Source organism: Streptomyces sp. NPDC048297 (assembly GCF_043201585.1).
Classification (GTDB): domain Bacteria; phylum Actinomycetota; class Actinomycetes; order Streptomycetales; family Streptomycetaceae; genus Streptomyces.
The window spans coordinates 24168-46861 of the sequence record NZ_JBICZA010000049.1 but is presented as its reverse complement, the minus strand read 5'-3'; the positions used below and the strand labels follow the sequence as shown (position 1 = coordinate 46861).

18 protein-coding genes and 4 pseudogenes are annotated in these 22694 nt (G+C 68.6%); 9 read left to right on the top strand and 13 right to left on the bottom strand.

Going from position 1 to position 22694, the window contains the following annotated elements:
• Positions 1–98 precede the first annotated feature (98 nt).
• The 4 genes and pseudogenes from ACGFYV_RS34540 to ACGFYV_RS34525 form a co-directional block, all read right to left on the bottom strand.
• Positions 99–485: pseudogene (locus ACGFYV_RS34540) on the bottom strand (lysophospholipid acyltransferase family protein); the annotation flags it as partial.
• Positions 486–495: 10 nt separating this feature from the next.
• Positions 496–916, bottom strand: a pseudogene (locus ACGFYV_RS34535) (transposase); the annotation flags it as partial.
• Positions 917–1002: 86 nt separating this feature from the next.
• On the bottom strand, positions 1003–1881 hold the full coding sequence (locus ACGFYV_RS34530; protein ID WP_393882485.1) for an oxygenase MpaB family protein: 879 nt from the start codon (positions 1879–1881) through the stop codon (positions 1003–1005).
• 38 nt (positions 1882–1919) lie between these two features.
• Positions 1920–2891 carry a hypothetical protein gene (locus tag ACGFYV_RS34525; RefSeq protein WP_393882484.1) on the bottom strand — a complete coding sequence of 324 codons (972 nt, stop codon included), beginning with the start codon at positions 2889–2891 and terminating at the stop codon, positions 1920–1922.
• A gap of 86 nt (positions 2892–2977) precedes the next feature.
• Here ACGFYV_RS34525 and ACGFYV_RS34520 point away from each other — a divergent pair.
• A pseudogene (locus tag ACGFYV_RS34520) lies at positions 2978–3265 on the top strand (transposase); the annotation flags it as partial.
• Between the two features lie 617 nt (positions 3266–3882).
• Here ACGFYV_RS34520 and ACGFYV_RS34515 read toward each other — a convergent pair.
• The gene (locus tag ACGFYV_RS34515) at positions 3883–4335 is read right to left on the bottom strand and encodes a cupin domain-containing protein (protein ID WP_393882483.1); all 453 of its coding nucleotides are present in this window, start codon (positions 4333–4335) and stop codon (positions 3883–3885) included.
• Between the two features lie 106 nt (positions 4336–4441).
• Here ACGFYV_RS34515 and ACGFYV_RS34510 point away from each other — a divergent pair, with 106 nt between their 5' ends.
• Complete coding sequence (locus ACGFYV_RS34510; RefSeq protein WP_393882482.1) at positions 4442–5143, top strand: transposase family protein; 702 nt, start codon at positions 4442–4444, stop codon at positions 5141–5143.
• 38 nt (positions 5144–5181) lie between these two features.
• Here the strand turns inward: ACGFYV_RS34510 and ACGFYV_RS34505 are convergent, their stop codons facing one another.
• From ACGFYV_RS34505 to ACGFYV_RS34485, 5 genes are all read right to left on the bottom strand, one after another.
• On the bottom strand, positions 5182–6888 hold the full coding sequence (locus tag ACGFYV_RS34505; RefSeq protein ID WP_393882488.1) for an adenosylcobalamin-dependent ribonucleoside-diphosphate reductase: 1707 nt from the start codon (positions 6886–6888) through the stop codon (positions 5182–5184).
• Positions 6889–6962: 74 nt separating this feature from the next.
• The gene (locus tag ACGFYV_RS34500) at positions 6963–7217 is read right to left on the bottom strand and encodes a DUF1653 domain-containing protein (protein ID WP_393882481.1); all 255 of its coding nucleotides are present in this window, start codon (positions 7215–7217) and stop codon (positions 6963–6965) included.
• Between the two features lie 229 nt (positions 7218–7446).
• The gene (locus tag ACGFYV_RS34495; RefSeq protein WP_393882480.1) at positions 7447–8277 is read right to left on the bottom strand and encodes an alpha/beta fold hydrolase; all 831 of its coding nucleotides are present in this window, start codon (positions 8275–8277) and stop codon (positions 7447–7449) included.
• Positions 8278–8403: 126 nt separating this feature from the next.
• Positions 8404–8760 (bottom strand): VOC family protein, encoded by a 357-nt coding sequence (locus tag ACGFYV_RS34490; RefSeq protein WP_393882479.1) that lies wholly within the window; start codon positions 8758–8760, stop codon positions 8404–8406.
• A gap of 219 nt (positions 8761–8979) precedes the next feature.
• Entirely contained in the window at positions 8980–9858 is an 879-nt protein-coding gene (locus tag ACGFYV_RS34485; RefSeq protein WP_393882478.1) for a LysR family transcriptional regulator, read from the bottom strand.
• 256 nt (positions 9859–10114) lie between these two features.
• Between ACGFYV_RS34485 and ACGFYV_RS34480 the strand changes: the two are divergent.
• The 4 genes and pseudogenes from ACGFYV_RS34480 to ACGFYV_RS34465 form a co-directional block, all read left to right on the top strand.
• A pseudogene (locus tag ACGFYV_RS34480) lies at positions 10115–10959 on the top strand (FAD-dependent oxidoreductase); the annotation flags it as partial.
• 6 nt (positions 10960–10965) lie between these two features.
• Positions 10966–11433, top strand: coding sequence for a hypothetical protein (locus tag ACGFYV_RS34475; RefSeq protein WP_393882487.1), 468 nt, complete (start codon positions 10966–10968; stop codon positions 11431–11433).
• A 390-nt stretch (positions 11434–11823) separates the two neighbouring features.
• Positions 11824–12546 (top strand): alpha/beta fold hydrolase, encoded by a 723-nt coding sequence (locus ACGFYV_RS34470; RefSeq protein WP_393882477.1) that lies wholly within the window; start codon positions 11824–11826, stop codon positions 12544–12546.
• A gap of 133 nt (positions 12547–12679) precedes the next feature.
• Positions 12680–15451, top strand: a complete 2772-nt coding sequence (locus ACGFYV_RS34465) for an AAA family ATPase (RefSeq protein ID WP_393882476.1) — start codon at positions 12680–12682, stop codon at positions 15449–15451.
• Positions 15452–15866: 415 nt separating this feature from the next.
• Here ACGFYV_RS34465 and ACGFYV_RS34460 read toward each other — a convergent pair whose 3' ends face one another.
• Positions 15867–16811, bottom strand: a complete 945-nt coding sequence (locus tag ACGFYV_RS34460; protein ID WP_393882475.1) for an amidohydrolase family protein — start codon at positions 16809–16811, stop codon at positions 15867–15869.
• Between the two features lie 58 nt (positions 16812–16869).
• Between ACGFYV_RS34460 and ACGFYV_RS34455 the strand changes: the two genes are divergently transcribed.
• Positions 16870–17400 (top strand): MarR family winged helix-turn-helix transcriptional regulator, encoded by a 531-nt coding sequence (locus ACGFYV_RS34455; protein WP_393882474.1) that lies wholly within the window; start codon positions 16870–16872, stop codon positions 17398–17400.
• 137 nt (positions 17401–17537) lie between these two features.
• Here ACGFYV_RS34455 and ACGFYV_RS34450 read toward each other — a convergent pair whose 3' ends face one another.
• A complete protein-coding gene (locus tag ACGFYV_RS34450) occupies positions 17538–19769 on the bottom strand; it encodes a DUF6351 family protein (protein WP_393882473.1) in 2232 nt (743 codons plus the stop codon).
• Positions 19770–20014: 245 nt separating this feature from the next.
• Between ACGFYV_RS34450 and ACGFYV_RS34445 the strand changes: the two genes are divergently transcribed.
• Positions 20015–20839, top strand: a complete 825-nt coding sequence (locus ACGFYV_RS34445) for a TetR/AcrR family transcriptional regulator (RefSeq protein WP_393882472.1) — start codon at positions 20015–20017, stop codon at positions 20837–20839.
• 48 nt (positions 20840–20887) lie between these two features.
• On the opposite strand, the gene ACGFYV_RS34440 is transcribed toward ACGFYV_RS34445, so the two are convergent.
• The gene (locus ACGFYV_RS34440) at positions 20888–21472 is read right to left on the bottom strand and encodes a TetR/AcrR family transcriptional regulator (RefSeq protein WP_393882471.1); all 585 of its coding nucleotides are present in this window, start codon (positions 21470–21472) and stop codon (positions 20888–20890) included.
• Positions 21473–21970: 498 nt separating this feature from the next.
• On the opposite strand from ACGFYV_RS34440, the gene ACGFYV_RS34435 reads away from it, so the two are divergent.
• Positions 21971–22651, top strand: coding sequence for a LuxR C-terminal-related transcriptional regulator (locus ACGFYV_RS34435; protein WP_393882470.1), 681 nt, complete (start codon positions 21971–21973; stop codon positions 22649–22651).
• Positions 22652–22694: the final 43 nt, after the last annotated feature.

The following is a 22694-nucleotide window of genomic DNA, read 5'->3' as shown; positions in this document are numbered from 1 at the left end:
CGCGGGCCTACTCGGAGACCTTACGGATCATTCGGGAAGGTACGCCCTCCGCGTCCTCGCCCGGGGCTGATCCACAAGTCCTGAGCATTGCTCCAGTGCATCACGGCCACCCCGACCTTGCCCTTGTAGAGCCGTCCGTCGTGCGAGCGGGTCCCCTCCGGGTAGATGCCCAGCAGCTCGCCCCTGCTCAGGACACCGAGCCCCTCGCGGATCGCGGCCTGTCCCGCCTCCTTGCCGGAGCGGTCCACCGGGATCTGGCCCGCGCTGCGGAAGAAGAACGCGGTCAGCCGGCCCTTGATGCCCGGACCGGTGAAGTACTCCGCCTTGGCGAGGAAGGTGATGCGCCGCTTCAGGATCGCCGGCATCAGGAAGTGGTCGGCGAAAGAGAGGTGGTTCCCGGCGACGATCGCCGCACCCGACGCCGGCACGTGCTCCAGCCCCTCGATCCGGGGTCTGAAGGCCAGTCTCAGCAGGGGGCCCAGCAGCTTGCTGCGTCCTGCCCCTGTCGACGGCGCTTCGTCCGGTCTTGGGTCCCCCTTTAACGCGCTGATGTGGGAGCCGTCGACGGCAGCCCGGGAGAAGTCCAGGGCGTTCGCGCTGCGGAGTTTGGCGAGGAGTACCTCGTGCAGCCGCGGCCGGACATCGGCTTCGGTCCACTCGGCCAGGTGGCGCCAGCAGGTCATGCCAGAACCGAAGCCGGGTTCCTGCGGCAGGTGTTCCCAGGCGGTCCCGGTGTGCAGCACGAACGGGATGCCCTGGAACACCGTCGGTCCGGATGCCGCTTGCGTCCCGGATGCCGGGTCCGACGCTCGACCCTGGGCAGCAGCGGCTCGACCACCGCCCACAACTCGTCGTCGACTTCCCACGGCTTCGGCCGCCCCACCCCGAACCCCCAGATCACCAGTCTGGGGGTGATCCAACCACGTCGAAGATCATTTCGTTAGGAGTTCTTACGCTCGTGTCCTCTTTTCCACCGCCGTCCGGACGCGACCCCACCGCGCGCTACCGCAAGGTCTGATCGCGCGAGTTGAGCCACTCCGGCCCGAGATCCTGCAGCTGATAGCCGCTCGGGTAGGTCACGAGGGCCGGGCGGTAGGGCCGATCGTCCGGACGCGGTGGAAAACCACGAAGCACGAAAGCCCGGAACTTGAGCACGGCTTCCGCGGTCTTTCGCTCCCACCGGGACGGTAGCGGCAGGCCGACGGTGCGCAGCAGGTCCTCGTCCAAGAGAGCGCGCGAGAAACGCTGCATCGGAGCCTTCATCAGTGGACGCATCCGGGGTGGTAGCACGTCGGCAGCGATGTCCATCGCCGCCGACGACAGTCGCTTGCCCGCCTTGGTGTACGCGAAGTTCATGGCCTCGTACTCGTCGGCGAGGCGCGCGAACTCGTCAAAGGTCCGCGGAAGGTCCTTGATTCCCATCAGCTCGCCCAGCCGGCGCCCGACTGCTGTCATCGCCCGCTTCTCGTGGTCGGTCAGCTGGCGCCAACCGTAGCGGCCGATCCACCGCACCGGCACAACGATGTAGAGGGCGATGATGTAGCGGTGGTCATCGTTGCTGATGTTGTAGTGCCGGTGCATGCGGTTCATCCGGCGCAGGAAGGCACGGCCACGCTCGTCTTCCAGTCCATGGTGGGTGATCTCATAGAGGATCAGCAGGGTGTCATCGGCGCGCTTCTGTGTTCGGTTGGAGAACTCGCCGGTGCGATGAAGCAGCTCGGCGATGCTGGGGACTCCGAAGGTGCGGAAGAAGGCAAGCGAGGCGGACTGCCAATAATCCCACGGGAATTCATAGTCGGTGACCTGGCGGAAGATCTCCTCGCAGTCCTTCTCAGGGTCGAGCTGCCGGATCAGCCGGAGCCGGGCGTAACGGTCAGGCATGGGATACTCCTCAGTGGGCAGTAAAGAAAAGAGGGACATCACGTGCTGTAGCGCAGCGTTTCGCGGCACCAGTCATAGTGGCCGCGCATCCAGGTCCTGAGCACGGCCAGGTAGTGCCGGACCTCTGGTGTCGCGGTAGGCAGCACCAGGGCTTCGAGGTCGAGGTACGACCTTAGGGTGGAGTTGTGGATCTCAACGGCCTCGTCCATCGCTTCTCGGGCGCTACGGCTCTCCCGTTGGAGGATGGACGTGAGGTTCTCGATCAGCGGGTTTACCGCAGCCTCCCGGCCTGCGGAGTGGATGTCGTTGCACCAGGCCATTTCGTAGGCCGCCGTGCTGGACAATGTGCGTACCTGATCAGCGGCGAGGTCCTCGCTCGTCGCCCGACAGCCGGCGGCTATCTCGGCCAGGGTCACGTAGGGGGCGGTGGCGATGTTGTAGAGGCGGTTGACGGCGTACTCGGATGTGGTGGGCGATGCGCCACCGGCCCGCATCGCCGGTTCGTACAGGTAGCTGTAGAACCAGATCGTCATCTGGGTGCAGAATCGCTGGAACTGCTCCGGGCGGGCCACCGTCGACGTGCGCTTGACCAGATCGGCCAGGACATTCAGGCGGTGTGTGCGGTCCCCGTCCGCCAATCGAGGCAAGGCCACTAGGACACCCGTCGGGATGAAGGCCGAGATCGCGGCGATAGCCGCGGCAGCAGAGGTGTGCGGGCCACCATTGCCACCGTCCTCGTCGAAGAACTGGTCATCGTAGAAGAATCCGAAAGCTAGCCACTCGGCGAACAGCTTGAGCCGGTCCAGGTCGGCCTCCGGACAGACTCGCGCCGCGAACGTACCGAAGCTCGACTTCACGTATCTCGCGAGCTGGCCCGGCGTGCTGTACAGCGCATTCCGTTCCATCCAGGTGGCGACATACGCGTTCAGCGTCTCGGCATGCGGGCTGATGGCCGACGGAATCGGGAAGTAGAGCTCTGGTACCACGATCGGCAGAACATCGACAGTCACGGACACCTCGTATCGTCTTCTGGGTAGGTTCAAGCACTCGATCGGCTTGAGGTAGCGCGGATAGGGGTGCGGTCATGGTCGGCGGCGAGATCGACGAGCTCCTCGCGTTCTACGACTTCCCCGCAGAACACTGGGTGCACCTGCGCACGACAAATCCCATCGAGAGCACTTTCAGCACCGTGAAGTTGCGGACCAAAGTCACCCGTGGGGCCGGCAGTCCGACCGCGGCCCTGACGACGGTGTTCAAGCTCGGCGAGTCCACCCAGACCCGCTGGCGCGCGATCACCGCACCCCACCTCGTCGTCCTCGTCCGCAACGGCGCCCGCTTCAAGAGCGGTCACCTCGTCGAACGCCCCGAAGCCACCGCAGCCTGAACGACCCCGCTGATCCACAATTCTTGACAATTACTCCAGCACGTACTTGAGCAGCTAGTAGAACACGGCTCGCTCCTCACGCGGCCGACCCCGCTTGGAACCGGTGTCTTCCCAGGTCACCGCTAGGATCACGGATGCGGGCCGATGTGTACCTGTCGTCATCTGCGGCCATGTCCGGGCGGTCTTATGCCGGCCCTTTCCCGAGTTGACTGATGGCCAGTCAGGGCGTGGCGCGGGCGGCCCCACCGCCCAGTGCGATGGTACGGTGCTTCACCGGGTCAAGCACGGCATCAAAGCCGACGAGGCGAGCCTGGCATGCACTGGCGGCCGAGTAGGTCGAAGTCTGGCTGACCGCCGAAGGGTTTCCCGCCGCTCGTCCGCCACATCGCGGGACTCGTCCAGGTCGTGGACGGCAGCGGCCATCAACGGGGCGAAGAACTCTCCCGGCAGACGGACACGTTCGAGCAGTGCTGCGTACCGCATGGGCAAGGTGCCGTGTGTGGTGGGCTTTCCGGCACGTCAGCCGGGCCTGCGAGGTCCAGCAGCCGCGCCACCTCGGTGGCGCATGACAGGAATGAGCGTGCGCGTCCCCCCGGGAAACCTCAGGCGGTCTTCTCCTACGTCTGTGGAGCGAACTTGAAGTCGGCGAACTCGAAACCCGGAGCGACGATGCAGGTCACCAACACGGGCTCACTGACCGGCCGGGCACGCTGCCACACGCCGCCGGGGACCAGTACGGAAGGGCTCTCGCCTCGCTCGACCCACGGTCCGAGAAGCTTCGTGCCGACGTGTGGAGGCACCGACGATGGAGCTTCCTCCTCGTGACCGCCGAAATGTATTTCGAGCGGGCCTCCCCGTTGCCACAGCCACAGTTCGTCGGAGCGGACCCAGTGCCATGGGTTCTCTTCGCCCGGGTGGAGGAGAAAGTAAATGGCGGTCGCGTAGGTCCGTGGACCCGGGTAACCGGCGGGCTGGGTGGAGCCTGATGTCCTCCAGTATTCTTTGAACCATCCACCTTCGTGCGGCTTCAGGCCGAGGAGATCGACGAGCGGGGACAAGTTCTGGGGCATGGAATCCTTCCCGGTGGTCGGCGGTATGTGACGACGTGACGAACAGCTTCAAGCCTTGGCTAAGGCTTGTCCCGTAACTGCTGGTCACGGGTGAGATGATCTTGGTATGGCTGGTGTGATCACGGCTTCGGTGCCGTCCTGGATAGCCCCGTTCACCGGGCTGAGTCCGCGTCAGTTCGGCAAGCCGACCGCCGAATTGCGGCGTGAGGGCGCGGACCCGGTCCGCAAGGGCCGGCCCTGGAGTCTGCCGCTGGAGGACCGGGTCCTGCTGGTCGCCGCGTACTGGCGCACCAACCTCACCCTGCGCCAACTCGCCCCGCTGTTCGGAGTGTCGAAGTCGGCGGCCGACCGCATCGTCGATCACCTCGGGCCGTCCCTCGCGCTCCAGCAGCGCAAGCGGTTCCGCAAGGACACCGTGCTGATCGTGGACGGAACCCTGGTGCCCACCCGCGATGACAGCATCGCCGAGCAGTCGAAGAACTATCGGTACTCGACGAACCACCAGGTCGTCATCGACGCCGACACCCGGCTCGTCGTCGCCGTCGGCCGGCCGCTGCCCGGAAACCGCAACGACTGCAAGGCATGGGAACTGTCCGGCACAAAGGACGCGGTCGGCCGCACCACCGTGATCGCGGACGGCGGCTACCGCGGCACCGGCCTGGTCGTCCCGCACCGCCGCGAGCGCGTTCAGACCGAACTCCCGGCCTGGAAAGAGGAACACAACACCTCCCACCGCAAGGTCCGCGCCCGCGTCCACCACGCAATGCTCGGAATCGCCCGCCATCACAACCTCACCCTCGCCGGGTGACGGAAAACAGGCAGGTCACCAGTCATCCCGTAGATCATTTACGGGACAACGCTTAGCTGCTTGCTCTGGCGTGCGGGCTCGGGTTCGCCGACGTGATCCACGCTCAGAAGGTCACGCTCGCGAGATCCCTGCCTGTACACGGACACCCCCTTGCAGCCGAGTCGCCATGCGGTGACCAAGGAGTCGGAGACATCGTCAGGCGTACAGGTTTTCGGCAGGTTGACCGTCTTCGAGACCGCGTTGTCGACGTACTCCTGCCATCGAGCAGCAGTACGTACGTGCCATTCGCCGGAAATATCGTGGGCATAACGGTACTTGGCCAGGACGTCCGCGGGTATTCCGAGAGAGGAGAGGCCCACCCGGCGCAGCAGGTCCAGCGCCTGGCGGCGCGAGATACCGCGGTACCGTTGCAGATCGGCCAACAGCTCCTGGTCCGCGAATACGACTCCTTCGTCCAGGATCACGTCTTTGTTCCATACAGCAGCGAAGCGCGGCTCAATGGAACTGGAGCACTGCGCGATCATTGATATCGTGCCGGTCGGTGCGATCGTGGTGATGGCACAGTTTCGAAGCGGGGCGCTGCCGTCGACTGTTCGCCAATTCGGGTATGCTCCGCGCTCCTTTGCCAACTCCCGACTCGCCGTCCTGGCGACCCTCCGTATCGTTGCTCCGAGTTGGGCGATGAGTCCCAGCGCCTCGTCGGAGTCGTACGGGATTCCAAGACCGATCAGCAGATCCGCGTACCCCATGACCCCCAGACCGATCCGGCGATTGGCCCTCGTCAGCTCCGTGATGCGCGTATCCGGGTACCGGGATATGTCGATGGCGTCATCGAGCAGGCGGACGGCGACGGCAGTGGTCTCCTCAAGAGCGGCCCATTTGATACCACGGCCGTTCGGCTCCAGGAAGGACGCGAGGTTGAGGGAGCCCAGGTTGCTCGCCTCGTACGGATAGAGCGTCTGCTCACCGCACGGGTTGGTGGTCCGGATGGGCCCCAACTGCCTGAGCAGCGGATTCGATCGGTTGATCGCGTCAGGGAAGAGTACCCCCGGGTCACCGGTACGCCAGGCGTTCTCGCAGATGCGTGACCAGATGTCGCGAGCTGCCACGCGTCGTACGGTCCGACTGTCCAGGGGGCTGACCAGTTCGACGCTCCCGTCCAAGAGCAGGGCCTGCATGAACGCGTCGTCGACGGAGACCGACAGATTGAATGTGTGGAGCTGCCCCACGGTCCGCTTGGCGTCGATGAACTCCAGCACGTCCGGGTGGTAGACGGACAGCGAGGCAAGGTTGGCGCCCCGCATCTTTCCGCCCTGGGACACCACCCGGGTCTCCGCGTCGAAGAGGCGGAGCCAGGAAACGGGGCCGCTCGCTCCTCCCCCCTCTGCCGAGCTGATGACTGATCCCCGCTCGCGCAGTGGCGTCAGGTCGAAGCCCGTGCCGCCCCCTGTTCGGTGGCAATTGGCCGCGTCCGCGAGCGTGTTGAAGACGGCACGGAAGTCGTCCTCGAGAGGCAGAACGAAACACGAGGCGAGTTGCCCCTGCCGGGTACCGGCATTGTTGAGAATTCTTCCCGAGGGCCAGAAGAGGTTCTGCTCCATGAGCGAACGAAAGCGCGTGTGCCATACCTTTCCGGATCCTGGACGGAAAGATTCTTCATTTGCTGCCAAGGATCGCGCGACCCGTTCGATCACTTCTTCCGTGGACTCGCGAAGGGACGCCGAGCCGTCGATTCTGCGTGCGATCTTTCGCTCAATAACAGAGGTATCTATGGGGCGATCCCTTCAGGATTCCGCGGCACGCCGGAATGAAGATGACGTCAGTCGGCAGAAGTCGCGGGGTTCTCGGCGAGGTACGGGTCCTCGACCCGTAGGTAGCGCGGTCGAGATACGCCCTCGACCAGTACCTTGTCGCAGAACATCGACAGAGGGCGGGCCCAGACGAGCCCGTCTCCATAGAGCTGACGATAAACGGCCAGTTCTTCACCGGTCTCGGTGTGTCTGCCGACTGCTAGGAACTGATAGCAGCGTCCTTTGTAATGCTGGTACACCGCGTACTGCTGCGGCAGTTCCACGCTACGCCACCTCACTGCAAGAGTAATTCCAGGTAGATGAGGCGTTCGCCTTCAACTCCCGACAAACGCCATGATCATATGCTCGACTCCGGTCGATCCGCCAGGCGCAGCACGTGCGTTGGTCCGTCCGTACCTGGAGATCTTCCCGTTCGCCCTCCCGGGCCCTTGAAAACAGCCGTACCTACCGCCGTGTGGGGACGCGGCGGTAGGTACAGGTCTGCGGGGTGCCTCAGCGGACTGTGCGGGCCGCCTTGAGGATGGTGGCGGTCACGACGAACGGCCGGGCGGCCGGGACGTCGTGGCCGGAGTGGGTGGTGACGATGTGCGCGTGCACCCGGTCGGCCATGAAGAACTGCGTCTTCGTGGGGATCGCGTGGTCGTCGAGGGCGACGATCTCCCACTTCGGGGTGTTCGCGGGAGGGCTGACGGCGGCGCCCTCGGACAGGGCGGAGGCCTGGATCGGGCGCTGGACCACCGCGGCGGTCGCGACGTCCCTCCTGGACAGGCCGCCGGCGTACACGTCACCGAAGGTGGCGGGGTTGATGTAGAGGTCGGTGCCGTCCGGCTCGTTGCGGGCCACCAGGTTGTCCCCGGTCAGCTTCGAACCCGGGTCCTTGTAGGTCAGGTCGGCGGGCGACTCGCCCTTGAGCGGGATGTAGGCGGCGACGTAGACCAAGGCCTTCACGTTCGGGTTGGCCGCCCCTGCCTGGCTGATCAGCGCGCCCGCGTAGGAGTGTCCGACGAGGACGACCGGTCCGCTGATCGTCTTCAGCACGCTTTCGAGGTAGGCCGTGTCCGAGGCGACACCGCGCAGCGGGTTCGCCACCGCCACCACGGGGTATCCGGCCCGCTGGAGCGCGGGGATCTCGGCGCTCCAGCTGGAGGAGTCCGCGAAGGCCCCGTGCACCAGCACGATCGTCGGCTTGACGGAGGCCGCGTGCGCGGACAGGGGCCTGGCCCGTGCCTGCTCCGTGGTGACGCCGGCGTACGCCGAGGCGGCTCCCGCCAGGAGAGCGGCCGCGACCAAGGGCGCCGCCCAGGCGCGAGAGAGCTTCTTCATCACAGAATTCCTTTCGGGCGGATCCGGAAAGAGCAGCTCGGACCGCTGCTCATGGCTTCCACGGGGAGGGTTGGCGAGCAGACGCGACAGGGGCCGAGCCGGCGCCGCGTGACGGTCGGCGCGGGGCTACTTCTGCGCCGAGTGCAGGGTGACCGCGTTTCCCTCGGAGTCGAGCACGAGGGCGAAGAACCCGTTTCCCGGACGCTCCTCGGTCGGGTCGACGACGCTCCCGCCGTTCGCGGTCACGCGCTCAAGTGCCTCGGACAAGGGCTCGTCGACGTGGAAGTACGGAAGCGCCCCGAGGGTCGACGGCACGAAACCGTCCGTCTGGTTGAGCGAGACGCTCGGCGTGCCCGGCAGGATCGTGATGCGCCGGACTCCCATGTCCACGATCTCCGTGGGCTCGTGCTGAAAGACCGCCTCGTAGAAACGCTTCGCCCGCTCCAGGTCCTCGGCAGGAATCTCGATCCAGATCGTCTGCATGGCAGTTCCGTTCGCATGTAGGGACAGCTGCGCAGCGATTCTGGGCCGGAGCCGGCGGATATCTCCAATGCCTAATCGAGAGACTCAGATGCCTCATCGGCATACGACTTGGAAGAGGGCGGTCTTCTCCGACGTCCGGCGGCGTGGACACGTGGACACGTGGACACGTGGACACGTGGATACGCGAACCTGGTCCGGAGGCGGGCTGTTGTCGGAGCGTCAGTCCGGGCCGGGGGCGAGCAGACGGCGGGAGATCTCGGCGAACCGGTCGAGTTCGGGCATGACCCGATGCTTGGTGAAGGCCAGGGCGACCATCCGCGGAGCGACGTCCGTGAGCGACAAGTAGGCGACGTCGTCCCGGCGGTAGAAGTCGGCCATACCCGCCGGCATGATGTAGCAGCCCGCCTCGGAAGCCACGGCTTCCAGGCACTCCTCGATCGTCACCGGGAACCGCTGGGAGTCCGCACGCAGCGGGCTGGAGCCACGGGAGATCCGGCCACGCCACTCCGGGACGTCCGCCCGTTCCTGCAGCAGAGTCAGGTCGCGCAGTTCATCGATGCTCACGGCCTTCTGCCGGGCCAGAGGGTTCCCGCTCGGCACGGCCGCCACCCGGGGCTCCGGAAACAGCGGGACGATCTCGAACAGGCCCTCCGGGAGCGGCAGTCGTACGAAACACACGTCGACGCGGCCGTCGAGCAGATAGTCGACCTGATCGGTGATCGAGGTGTGGACGACCTCGACGCGTACGTCCGGCGTCGTCCGGGAGAACTCCCGCACGATGGGGGTGACCACGACGCCGGGCATGAATCCGATGGTGAAGTGGCTCTCCTCGCGGTCCGCGGTCCGGACCCGTCGCTGCACGGTCAAGGACATGGCCAGCAGTGGCTTCGCCTCGTCCAGCAGCTTGCGCCCGGCGCGGGTCAGCAGGGTGCCCTGCCTTGCGCGGTGGAACAGAACCACACCCAAGTCCTCCTCCAGGGCCCGGATCTGGCGGCTGAGGGCCGGCTGGGTCATGTACAGGCGGCTGGCGGCCCGGACGAAGCTGCACTCCTCGGCCACTGCCACGAAGTAGCGCACCCTCCGCATATCAAGGTCCATGCCAGGCATCGTAGTCACCCGCCCAGCACCCTCCTCCCATGCCGATCCGGCATGGGAAAGGACGAAATCGGCATGGCCGACGGACCCGCGTCGCATTTCGATGACGAGTCGACCGGCATGAAGTCGAGGGCCGGTCACGGCAGGTCAGCCGAACACGGCCGGCCGCGGTGGCATCGGCGATTCGCCGGGCGTCGTCGGGGATCGGGGAAAAGTGAAGCATTACGACCTTGTCGTGCTGGGAGCGGGCAGCGGGAACATGCTGCTGGGCCCGGAACTGGCCGGACTGAGCACCGCCATCGTGGAGCCCGACCGCTTCGGCGGGACATGCCTGAACCGTGGGTGCATCCCGTCGAAGATGTTCGTCGTCACGGCCGACGCCGTGATCGGGGCGGCGTCGGCGAAACGGCCGGGCGTCCACACCGAGGTCGAACCGGTCGACTGGAAGGCCGTCCGCGACCGGGTGTTCGGCCGGATCGATCCGCTCCACGACAGCGCCGTCGCCTACCGACGCCACACCGCGGACGTCTACACCGAGCCCGCGCGCTTCGTCTCACCGACCACGGTCCAGGTCGGGTCCGAACTCCTCGGCTCCGACAGGTTCGTCGTCGCCGTCGGGGCACGGCCGGTGGTACCCGCGATCCCGGGACTGGACAGCGTCCCCTTCCACACCTCCGACACGATCATGCGCGTCGATGAGGTCCCCACGTCGCTGGTCATCATCGGAGGCGGCTTCATCGCCGCCGAACTCGCCCACGTCTTCGGCGCTTTCGGCTCCAGCGTGACGATCGTGCAGCGGGGGCCCGGCTCCTGATGCAGGAGGACGAACAGCAGTCGACCCGCTTCACCGAACTGGCCTCGGAGCGCCACCGCGTCCTGCTGGACACCGAGGTCAGCTCCGTCGCGGCCCGAGGACAGGGCGTCGCGGTCCAGGTCACCCGGGGCGCCGCCCAGGGCCACACTCAGGAGACGATCGAGGCCGACGCGCTACTCGTCGCCGTGGGCCGGCGACCCAACACTGACCTGCTCGACACGGCGGCCGCCGGTCTCGAACTGGACGAGCACGGGCACATCGCCACCGACAACGCCTATCGCACCTCGGTCCCCGGCATCTGGTCACTGGGCGACGCCACGAACCACTTCCAGCTCAAGCACCTGGCCAACGCCGAGGTACGGGTCGTACGGCACAACATCCTGCACCCCGACGACGTCCGGACGCTCAGCCGCGCCATCGTCCCGCACGCCGTCTTCGCGGACCCCCAGATCGCCGCTGTCGGACTTACCGAACAGCAGGCCCGGGAGCGCGGTGTCGACCACGTCGTCAGCGTCCGTAACTACTCGGAGGCCGCCTACGGTTGGGCGCTCGAGGACACCACGAGCTTCGTGAAGCTGCTCGCCGACCCCCACACCCGGACCCTCCTCGGCGCCCACATCATCGGGCCGCAGGCGGCGACACTGATCCAGCCCCTGCTCCAGGCGATGGCCCTGGGACAGACCGTGGACCAGCTCGCGCACGACGTCCTGTACATCCACCCCGCACTCACCGAAGTGGTCGAGCAGGCGCTCCTCGCACTGTGACCGCCTGAGCGCAGGGGGAGGGGGACGACGGTCGGGTGCCCCGGCCGGCCGGTCAGGTTGCCGCGTTCAGAGTCGCGGCACCGGCCTGCCGGTCCGCCTGCGTGACCAGCCACTGGCGGATGCGGAAGGCCCCGCGTCAGGCGCAAGCTGTCGCCGACGACGAAAGCGACTACTTCTGTCGGTGGCTGTGGCGGGTGCTCCCTCCGGGTGTGCGTCGCCGCGTTCGCGCCGGACGCCGGTGACTCGCCGGCGGCCCTTTCACCGACCCCGCCCCGGTCACCCGGCCGATCGAGCAGGCTGCCAGGACCACCGTCCACTGAGCCCGCTCCCGCCGAGTGGCCGAACGGTGTGCTCCACCCGGCATGAGTGCGTAAGAAAAGGAAGACAGCTGTGTCTGTATCGAACCAGCCCACGGTGGTCCTGGTGCACGGGGCGTTCGCCGACGCCTCCGGCTACGCGGGCGTCGTGCGGGAGCTGACCGCGGCGGGCGTCCAGGTGGTGGCACCGCCGAATCCGCTGCGTGGGCTCGCCGGCGACGCCGCCACCGTGCGAGCGGTGGCGGGCGCGATCGAGGGGCCCGTCGTCCTCGTGGGCCACTCCTACGGCGGCGCGGTCATCGGCGAGGCGTCGGTCGGCCTGGACAACGTCGTCGCCATGGTCTACTTCGCCGCGTTCAGCCTCGACGTCGGCGAGAGCTGCGCCTCCGTCCAGGCCCCGTTCCCGCCGTCCCTGCTCGCCGGCACCGCGCAGCCCACGCCGTACGAGGCCGCCGGCGCGGTGGGCGGCCCCGACCTGTACGTCGGCGCCGACCGGTTCCGCGAGACGTTCTGCGCCGACGTCCCCGTCGACGTGGCGCAGGCCATGTGTGCCACGCAGCGCCCCCTTGCCGCGGCGGCATTCACCGAGAACGCCACCGGCGCCGGCTGGAAGAACGTTCCCACCTGGTACCAGCTCGCGCGGCACGACAACGCCATCTCTCCCGAGGCCCAGCGGTTCATGGCCGAACGGATGGCCTCGACCGTGGAGGAGGTCGACGGATCCCACACGGTGTTCGTCGCCCAGCCGGTGCGGGCCGCGCAGCTCATCCGGCGGGCCCTGGCCAAGGTCGGGTGACGTCGGCACCCACTGAGCACAAAGCCGGCCCACGCGACCCTCACCCGGGTCGCGTGGGGCCGGTGGTCCAGCGAGCGAGACGGCTGGGCCGGGGGACGCGGGCACGGCCCGGCCTCAGCGGTACCCTCACCTGGTGAACGCGCCGACGGATTTGCCCAGGTTGTGGCGGCCAGCGGAACTGACAGGCCGACATGCCGAGCGGCAGGCCCTCGACCGACTGCTCGGGGCCGTTCGCGGCGGTGAGAGCCGGGTACTGGTGATGCACGGCTCACCCGGCATGGGCAAGACGGTCCTGCTCGAGTACCTGATCGGCCGGTCGCAGGGCTGCCGGGTGGCTCGGGCGACAGGCGTGGAATCCGAGATGGAACTGCCGTTCTCCGGGTTGCACCAGCTGTGCGGGCCGATGCTGCCCCTGGTGGACGGCCTGCCGGAACCGCAGCGTGACGCGCTGCGGATCACCTTCGGGATGAGTGCCGGGCCGGCGCCGGACCGGTTCCTCGTGGCCCTCGCGGTACTGGGCCTGCTCTCCCAGGCCGCCGAGCGGCAGCCGCTGGTCTGCGTGGTGGACGACCACCAGTGGCTCGACCGTGCCTCGGCCCGTGTCCTGGCCTTCGTCGGCCGCCGCCTCGGGACAGAGTCGGTGGCACTGGTCTTCGGCACCCGGATCCGGGACTCCGACCTGACCGGGCTGCCCGAACTGGCGGTCCGCGAACTTCCTGACGGTGATGCCCGCGCACTGCTGGAGCGGACACTGGACCGACCCATCGACGCGCACGTCCGCGACCAACTCGTCGCGGAGGCACACGGGAATCCCCTGGCGCTCCTTGAGCTGGCTCGCGGTCTCGTAGCGCGCAGGCTCGCCGGCGGGTTCGGCCTGCCCGGCGCTCTGCCGCAGTGGCGCTGCATCGAGGAGAACTTCTACCAGCAGATCACCGCGCTCCCGCTCGACAGCCAATTGCTGCTGCTGGTGGCAGCCGCCGACCCCTCGGGTGACACGGCGCTCGTACGGCGCGCCGCCGTCCTGCTCGGCATCCCGTCCAGCGCTGCCGCCTGTGCGAGTGACGCGGAACTGGTCGACTTCGGCTTGCGCACCCGGTTCCGGCATCCCCTGATCCGGTCGACGCTCTACCGGACGGCGCCGCCCGAGCTGCGACGGCGGGTCCACCGCGCCCTGGCCGAGTCCACCGACTCGCCGCGCGACCCGGACCGGCACGCCTGGCACCGGGCGCAGGCCGCCGCGGAGCCGGACGACGATGTCGCCGCGGAACTGGAGACCTCGGCCGGCCGGGCTCGCGCACGGGGCGGGCTGTCGGCCGCGGCGGCGTTCCTGCGGCGGGCGGCCGAACTGACGACGGACGCGGTACAGCGGGCCGACCGGCTGCTGGCCGCCGCCGATGCCGAGGTGCAGGCCGGCTTGTTGGACACGGCGGCCGACCTGCTGGACACCGCCGGAGCCGGGCCACTGAACGACCGCCAGAAGGCGCACTCGGACCTGATCCGGGCCCGGCTCGCGTTCGCCACCAGCCGCGGCAGCGACGCCCCGCCCCTGCTGCTGGCGGCTGCCCGCCGGCTCCAGCGGGTGGATCCGGCCCTGTCCCGCGCCACCTACCTCGACGCGCTGTCGGCCGCCGGCTTCGCCGGCCGCACCGCTCCCGTCGGCGCCAGCATGGCGGACGTCGCCCGTGCGGCGGCCCAGGCGCCACCACCGCCGCACGAGCCACAGGTGTCCGATCTCCTGCTCGACGGTACGGCGGCGGCCTACGCCGTCGGATACGCCGTAGGCCTGCCGACCCTCCGCAAGGCTTTGGCCGCCTTCGACTCCGGCATGCCCGCCGAGGAGGAACTGAGCCTGCTGTGGATGGCGACCACCACGGCCATGCGCCTGTGGGAGGACGACCACTGGGAGGCACTCTCCGCACGCCATCTGCGGCTCGCCCGGGAATCCGGCGCCCTCAGTGAGCTGCCGCTCGCCCTCACCTCGCGGATCTACCTGCTGCTCTTCAGCGGCGACCTCGCCCAGGCAGCCCGTCTCGACGACGAGTTGCAGGCGATCGTCAGCGCGACCGGCAGCGGCATGGTGGCCTACAGCGCCCTGGGCGTGGCCGCCTTCCGCGGCGACCAGGCCACGTTCGCGCCGCTGCTCACCACGGCCCGCGCCGACGCGGTACGGCGCGGCGAAGGCAACGGGATCACCTTCGCCCAGTGGGCGAACGCCCTGCTCCACAACAGCCTCGGCAACTACCGGGAGGCACTGCTCGCCGCCCAGGACGCGGCCGCCTACCGGCAGGATCCCGGCACGCTGATCTGGCCGGCCGTCGAGCTGGTCGAGGCCGCCGTACGCATCGGGGAACCCGAGGCCGCGACCGAGGTCTACCAGCAGTTCGCCGAGGTCGCCCAGGCCAGTGCGACACCGGCGGCCCTGGGCCTGTGCGCACGCTCCGACGCGCTGCTGACCGCGGGCCCGGAGGCCGAGCAGCACTACCGGGCGGCGATCGGCCATCTCGAACACACCCGCCTGCGCCTCGACTTCGCACGCGCCCACCTGGTGTTCGGCGAATGGCTGCGCCGCGAGCGTCGTCGCAACGAAGCCCGCGCGCACCTGCGCACCGCCCACGACATGTTCGTCGCCATGGGGACCCTGGCCTTCGCGCACCGCGCCGAACTCGAACTGAAGGCCGCCGGAGGCCTGTCCAGCTCGCCGTCCCTTCCCGCCGCGCACACCGACCTGACCGCGCAGGAGGCCCAGATCGCGCGGCTGGCCCGCGACGGCCTGTCCAACCCCGAGATCGCCACCCGGCTCTTCCTCAGCCCGCGCACCGTCCAGTACCACCTCCGGAAAGTGTTCGCCAAGCTCGGGATCACCTCACGGAGCCAGCTCGACCGGGCCATCCCCGATGTCACGTGAGCAGGGAGCCATCCTCGTCGTCGCGGGAGTCCTCACCTGAGTTCAGGGCGTTGCCGCATTCGGCCGACGTTCGCGCGACCGGTGTTCCAGACATCCCGGACCGTGGGTTCCTCAGGATGTCCCGACGGGCTCGGATGGCGATGGTGATGCGTCCTGTCACTGACCGCGCCGAGTGCGGTCGGCTGGGAGGGGCGGGAGCGCCGGGACATGGCGCGCAGGGGCAACGAGTACGTGGGCGAGCGGAAGACGGCCTTCAACCACGGCAACGCCAAGAAGATCTTCGCGCGCCTCACCTGACGAGGACAGGCGCACCGGACGCCATGCCCGTCAGGCGCGACGCGCCGAAGGCCCCGCACCGTGGGGGCACGGCATCGCGGCACGGCGCTGATGCGGAATGTGCGCCCGGAGGGGCAGGTCAGCGGGCGAGGCGGGGGAAGAGCACCTCGGCGTTACCGCGGTCGACGGCCGCCGCCTGGCCCGGGGTGAAGTCCGGGTAGGTCTCCAGGAAGTGGTTGTAGTAGGTGCCGGCCTCCTGCGGGGCGAAGGGCCAGTCGCTGCCGTAGAGGACGTGGCCGGGCTCGGCGAAGGCGAGCAGGGCCGGCAGCGCGCTGGGGCTGGCGGACAGGGCGGTGTCGAAGTAGAACCGCTTCAGGTCGCGCAGGATGTCCTCGGCCCTGCGCTCCCGGTCCACGACGGTGGAGGTCAGGCCGGAGAAGCGGTAGGCGGCGTAGGGCAGGAAGCCGCCGCCGTGGGACAGGATGACGCGGACGTCGCGGTAGCGGTCCATCACGCCGTTCAGCACCATGTTCAGCGCGGTGCGGGTGGTGTCGAAGACGTAGTCCGCGAGTGGGGCAGGGGTGCCGGGCAGCAGCGTCATCGGCGGCTGCGCGGGGTGGACGAAGACGTTCGCGGCGCGGCGGTCCAGCTCGGCCCACAGCGGGTCGAAATCCGCGTCGCCGAGGTACTTGCCGTGGGCGTTGGACATGAGGACCACACCGTCGGCCCCGAGGACGTCGAGCGCGTGGACGGCCTCGGCGACGGCGGCGTCCACGTCGGGCAGCGGGATGCTCGCGAAGTGGCCGAAGCGGTCGGGGTTGTCCTGGACGACCTCGGCCCCGTACTCGTTGACGGCGCGTGCCAGGTCGCGGACGGCGGCGTCGTCGCCGAGGTGTACGCCGGGCGAGGTGACGGACATGACGCCGGTGGCGATGCCCTGCTGGTCCATCATCGCGATCGCGCTCTCGGGGCTCCAGGCGGGGATGGCCCAGCCGCCGGAGTTCAGGCCGCGCGCGGCCAGGGTCTCGGCCCAGACCGGCGGGACGATGTGGTGGTGGACGTCGATGCGTACGGGGAGGTCCATGACTCAAAGCATCCTAAAATTTAGCTTGCTAACGACTTCATTTAGTAAGCTAACAGTCATGCGACAGGTGAGCAAGCGCGAAGAGGAAGACGCCCAGTGGCCGGCCGGGGACGAGGAGGGCGTGAGGGAGCTGGCGCAGGCCGCTGACCGGCTGTTCTATGCCATGCGCCGCTCGCGGGCGGCCACCATGGGCCGCTCCGGGGCCGGACTCTCCATGGCGCAGCTCACGCTGCTGGAGCCCCTGGCCGCGGACACCCAGGGCAAGGGGCTGCCGGTCGGCAGGCTGGCCGTGACCGCCGAGGTCAGCGTCCCCACCGCCACCCGGATGCTCAAGCAACTGGAGACGGCGGGCGTGGTCACACGGCAGCGCTCCCCCCACGACGAACGCCAGGTCCTGGTCCGCCTCACCGACGACGGCGCCGACCGTCTCGCCGCCATGCGGGCGGAGCTGCGCTCACGCCAGTCCGAGGCGCTGTCGCACTTCACGCCCGAGGAACGCCGCGAACTCGCCGCGCAGCTCCAGCGCCTCGCCGCCGTCATCGGCGACACCGTCCCCCAGTTCGGCGAGGGAGAGGCCACACACCAGTGACGCACCCGGGGTCCGCCGGCCGCCGCACGGAGGAGGAGTTGAACGACGACGTGGCGGCGGGCCTCCGGCCAGGATCTGGTCGCCTTGAGCGGCGGCCTCGGCCGGAGGCCCTCCTGAACGCAGGGGGCTGCTCCCCGTTACGGTGCGGGACTCGTACCGTGTTGAAGGACGGGCGGGCCGTCGAGGGGGTGCGGTTGGGGCGCGTGACCGAAGGTTCCGTGACTGCCGTCGCCGTAGGTGAGCCACGTGCCCATCGGCGCGGTCTGGCCCTGGCCCGGCACACGGTAGTCGCAGACCCCCTGGGGGAACACGGCCTTCAGCGCACGCTGCTGGCTCTCGGTGAAGTGGACCCGGTAGTCGCTGAAGTCGACGGGGCGCAACCGGCACTTCAGGACGTCGGACGCCGCCGGGGCACCGGCCACCGCGCGCGGGTCCGAGCCGATCGGGTACTGCGTGGCGCAGGGTCCGGAGGCCGGGGCGGTGAGCGGCGCCAGGATGCGCCGGCCGTCTGGCAGGTAGCAGCCGTCGCCGAGCCCCGCCGGCTTGTCGGCGGCGACCTTCTGCTGGGCGCTGCGGTTGCTCTCGTCCACGGCGATGTTGGCCAACCAGGCGTCCATCGCCCGAAGTTCGTAGGCGCTCGCGGCGTTCTGCTGTGCCGGGTCGGCGCTGTTCTCGATGATGACCTGGTTGGCGGCGGTGCCGTTGGCCTTCAGGAGGCGGGCTCGCATGGCGAAGGACCACTGTGCGGTGTGGATGTCCGAGAGGGGGCCGGCCTGGTCGAGGTAGGTGCGCTGATCGATGATCGGGATCGCGCGCAGGCCCTGTGCTCCGGACGGGACGAGACCCTCGCGGTAGGTGTCGGCAATCGCTTCCTTCTTGGCCGACGTGCGCTCGGCCGCGACCCTGCCCAGCTGATCGTATCCCCCGGTGTCACGGTTGAGAGCGATGAACTGGTCCGGGCCGATGGCGCCGGAGTCGAGGGCGCCGAGGCCGTACTGGACACCGACGTTGTCGTAGAGCATCGGGGCGAAGCCGGTGCGCCGGTCGATGCCGATCTGGTTGCCCAGCTGCTGCTGGAGGCTGCAGATGACGCCGTGGGGATTGGTGGTCGCGTTCCAGATGGCCGAGGCGGGGATGGCGTCGTCCTGCGAGGCGAGGTCCTTGTTGCAACTGTCCGTGGGGGTGAGACGGTTGGCGAAGAACTTGTCCCAGGACGTGCAGGTGTCGTAGTTCACGTAGCCTGCCACGGCCTGGCGCTGCGCGGCCGTGAAGGAGCTGCCGGGGCCGGAGAAGTAGGTGTTGAGGAGGCGGCAGTCCGCCACCTGACCCATCGTCGCCAGCGGATCGGTGAAGGGCACGCCCGGCACGATGCCGTCGAGAATCCCCGGATAGGCGTCCGCGATGTCGTACTGCTGGATCCCGCCACCGGAGGCACCCCAACCGATGGTGTAGGTGACCGGGCCGTAGGCGTTGATGAAGTGTTCCTTGACCATCATCGCCGATTCGGCGGACAGGACGATGCTGCAGTTCTGGTCCAGGACGTTCAGCGTGGACGACGCGACGGCGTAACCCTGGGAGAGCGCGATGTCGTTGAGGACGCCGCCGGTCGAATTGCCCTGGTGGAAGCCGCCGTTGCACCCGCCTCCGAAGGCGTAGACGAGCTTGCCGTTCCAGTGGGCGCTGCGGTGGAGCGGTGAGGGCGGGGCTCCGTCGTCAAGGGCGGCGATCTGGTAGACGGCGCGGTTGATCGTCCCCGTCTCCATGCGCACGACGTACGGCACGCTGCGACCGTCGACGCGCGCGGTGGCGAGGTCGGCGGGCCGGGAGTGCGGGTCCGCGAGTGGCTTGAACGTGCCGCTCGTGGTCCGGTACTGGTAGGTGACCTCGGTGGGAGCGGAGCAGTCCGGCTGCTGGGCGGGGGCCAGACCGAAGGCCGTGGTCTCGCAGAAGAACGGGTGCTGCTGGGGTCCGGAGAAGACGGGCCCGGTGATCGGGTGGTCCTCGATGCGCAACTCGGCCGTGGAACTTCCGGCTGTGGCGGTCACCCGGTTCGCTCCTGGGTGGAGATTGGTCGCCATTCCCAAGTAGCTGCCGTCGTCCTGCTTCCGGAAGGAGCGGGTGATGTCCTCACCGTTCTCCAGAACGCGGAGCGGGCTGCGGGCGTCGGGCAGGGACGACACCCGGATCAGGGTGCCGGATCCGCTGATGAGTTGGGGCCTGGGGTTGGCGGGAGTGGTGAGGGCCAGCGCGGACGCCCGCGCGGGGGCCGAGGCGACGGGGCCGGAGGCGGCGACTGTGGCGAGTACCGGAACTGCCGCCAGGAGGGTGGACAGGGCGATGCGCCTGGCGCGGACTGACAACGGTGTCAAGGTATGTCCCTTCTCCGGCGACCGGTCAGCGGTCGCGGAGCCAGGTGTGAACGTCCTTGCGGCACACGTGGGTCGTCGCCGTGGGACGGAATCGCGGCGGACGACGTGAGGCGCCGTGAGGACGCGGACAAGGGGGATCGGAGCTGTCTCGGCGAAGCGGCATCAGTGCCGAGACCGGGGCTCTCAGGAGGATGGCTGGGGCCCCGGAAGTGCCATCATGATGATGCTGAGAGGCATGCTGATCCATGATCTGCTCATGGGGCACCACTTTCAGCGACGAAGCCGGACGCGTTATCCGGAGTCGGCTCCGGATAACGCGGTTGGACTGTAACCGGAGCCGGCTCCGGCTAGCAAGACCCGTGCACCGCCTCACCGCGGCACCCGTCGCGGCCTCGCGGGAAGCGGCTTTGCGGCATGCGGCTGAGTGGCAAGCGGGAAGCGGCTTTGTGGCAAGTGGCTTTGTGGCAAGCGGACTTGCGGCAACCCGAGGGGGACGATTGAGTACGACAGGCGAACGGCGTCGGCGGTCGGACGCGAGGACGAACCAGGAACGCCTGGTTGCGGCTGCCGCACGCGCCTTCACTCGTGATGGCACGGGAGCCACGCTCAAGGCGATCGCCCAGGACGCCGGCGTGGGCATCGGCACCCTCTACCGCCATTTCCCCACGCGCCAGGCGCTGGTGGAAGCCGTCTATCGCAGTGAGACCCAGCGCCTGTGTGACGCCGTGCCGGAGTTGCTGCGGCAGCTGCCCCCCGTCGAAGCGTTGCGCGCCTGGGCCGCTCAGTTCCTGGAGTACATGGCCACCAAGGACGGGATGGCCGACGTGCTGCACGGGGTGTTGTCCGCCGACGAAGGCCTGCAGACGGACACTCGCACCAAGATCGATGCCGCTCTGGGGATGCTCGTCGACGCCGGGAAGCGCACCGGGGACCTTCGTGGCGATCTCGACATCGAAGAGGTCGCACTGGCCCTGGGCGGATTCGTGCTCATCGTCGAGCGACGCAGCAGCCCGCAGGAGATCGGGCTTCGCCTGGTGGACCTGCTCCTCCAGGGACTCACCCGGCACTGAGGCCCGGCGCTGGGCCCTGCGCCGGGGGCCCCGCACTGAGGCGTCGGGCTATGTCGCGTGGGCGCGCAGCATGAGGAGGGCCTGCCGCAGGGCGGACCCCAGATGCCGGCGGGATCCGGTGGCCTTGTCGATGACCGCGCCGCCCTGAAGCGCGGCGAGCATGGCCGAGGCGAGATCGGCCACGGGAGCGTCCGATCGCAGCAGGCCGGCGCCTTGCATGGCCGTCAGTTGATCGCGGAGCTGATCGGCCCACAGCTCGTACATGCGGCCGACCATGCTTCGGGTGACTTTGTCGGTGTCGAGTGCGCGGCCGGCCAGGGCGGCGACCTCGCACGCGTCGTCGTGGGACTGCTCCTCGTGCAGGCGCAGGATCTGCTCGATCCAGTCCTCCCAGTCCTGCCAGGTGGCCAGCGCGACCGGGGCCTCGGCTTGCGCGAGGCGGGCGAGATGGCGCTCCGCGGCGGCGCGACGCAGTTCGTTCCTGCCGCCCGGGTAGTAGTAGAACAGCTGTCCCTTGCTCGTCCGGGTCATCCGCATGACCTCGTCGAGGTTGATGTCGTTGCCGGTGACCAGCAGGTCGGCGGCAGCCTCCAAGATCCGGGTCTTGGTCGCTTCTCCTTTGGGAGTGGGCATACCCCATCCTAACCACATCTGGACTTGAAAGTCCAAAAAACGGGTGCCACCCTGGCGCGTAGGCGCGTCCGGGAAAGTGGAAATTTTTCCGCGGTTCGCCGTACAGAAGTGCCGGATTCGAAGCGCTGGGGCGTCATGAGGTTTGCCCGTCGCATGTACTTGTCCGCGACGAGCCCGAAGAGACCCGCGCGGGGTTCGCTCATGAACAGGCGTCCTGGCTGAGGGGCTCGAACCAGCAGAGAGGGACCAGCAGAGAGGGAGGCGAGACGGATGACATCCGCCCATCACCCGGCCGGCAAGTCGGCGACCTACTTCGCCAGGGCAGGTGTCGCGCCCGTCACGCCTACCGAAGGGCTGGTCCAGCACCCGACGTGGAACGGTATGCCGCCCGGTCACGCCCAGCCGAGGCTGCTCGTGGGGAATACCAGGAGTGCAGGGAGTGCCGGGAATACTGGGAATGCCGGGAAGGCGGGGAAGACCCCGTCGCGTCCGCCGGCCGTGGCCGGCCACGCGGTGGCGCAGGACCTCCGTGACTGCGCCGACGACGTCAGGCAGCCTGAGGTCCCGGGCACGGCGCGAGTGACCCTGCTGACGGACGACCCCATCATCGGTCTCGCCGTCATCAACCACGTCCGCCGCCACCCTGAACTGGCCCTGTCCGCACCGGACGCATGCGCCGAGCTTGCCGTGGCCTCCCTGCGGGACCCCGACAACGAGGCTGTGACCCGCTTGGGTCATCACGTGGCGGGCGGCACGCCGGTGGTTCTGATCGTCGAGGGCACCTGGCACGCGGACGTGCAGGTGGCACTCGCTGCCGGGGTCCGTGCGGTGATCTTCCGGTCCGAGTTCACGTGGACCCGGTTCGACGAGGCGATTCAGCAAACCCGCCGCGGCCGTGGCGATCTCCCGGCCGTCCTTCGAAGGCGGCTGACGAACCAGGTGGAAAGAATCCGGCAGCAGGCGCCGGCGCGGCGGGGTCTCGCACCCGAGGAGCTCACCTCCCGGGAAACCGAGGTGCTGCGGCTCGTCGCCGAAGGCCACGAGTTGCAGGACATAGGCAGGACGCTCGGCTATTCCGAACGGACCATCAAGAACGTGTTGCACGGCATCATCAAGCGACACGGCCTGCGCAACCGGTCCCACGCCGTCGCCTACGCGATCCGGCACAGGCTGATATGAGCACGGCTGTCGCCGATCGCGGCCCGCTCGCCGCCGCCCCCGG

What these genes read in the sequence shown, in the direction of transcription:
- ACGFYV_RS34440 (WP_393882471.1), bottom strand. Translation starts at nt 21,472, where the DNA reads ATGCCCACTCCCAAAGGAGAAGCGACCAAGACCCGGATCTTGGAGGCT.
- ACGFYV_RS34490 (WP_393882479.1), bottom strand. Translation starts at nt 8,760, where the DNA reads ATGCAGACGATCTGGATCGAGATTCCTGCCGAGGACCTGGAGCGGGCG.
- ACGFYV_RS34485 (WP_393882478.1), bottom strand. Translation starts at nt 9,858, where the DNA reads ATGGACCTTGATATGCGGAGGGTGCGCTACTTCGTGGCAGTGGCCGAG.
- ACGFYV_RS34510 (WP_393882482.1), top strand. Translation starts at nt 4,442, where the DNA reads ATGGCTGGTGTGATCACGGCTTCGGTGCCGTCCTGGATAGCCCCGTTC.
- ACGFYV_RS34460 (WP_393882475.1), bottom strand. Translation starts at nt 16,811, where the DNA reads ATGGACCTCCCCGTACGCATCGACGTCCACCACCACATCGTCCCGCCG.
- ACGFYV_RS34445 (WP_393882472.1), top strand. Translation starts at nt 20,015, where the DNA reads ATGATCTGCTCATGGGGCACCACTTTCAGCGACGAAGCCGGACGCGTT.
- ACGFYV_RS34530 (WP_393882485.1), bottom strand. Translation starts at nt 1,881, where the DNA reads ATGCCTGACCGTTACGCCCGGCTCCGGCTGATCCGGCAGCTCGACCCT.
- ACGFYV_RS34495 (WP_393882480.1), bottom strand. Translation starts at nt 8,277, where the DNA reads ATGAAGAAGCTCTCTCGCGCCTGGGCGGCGCCCTTGGTCGCGGCCGCT.
- ACGFYV_RS34455 (WP_393882474.1), top strand. Translation starts at nt 16,870, where the DNA reads ATGCGACAGGTGAGCAAGCGCGAAGAGGAAGACGCCCAGTGGCCGGCC.
- ACGFYV_RS34515 (WP_393882483.1), bottom strand. Translation starts at nt 4,335, where the DNA reads ATGCCCCAGAACTTGTCCCCGCTCGTCGATCTCCTCGGCCTGAAGCCG.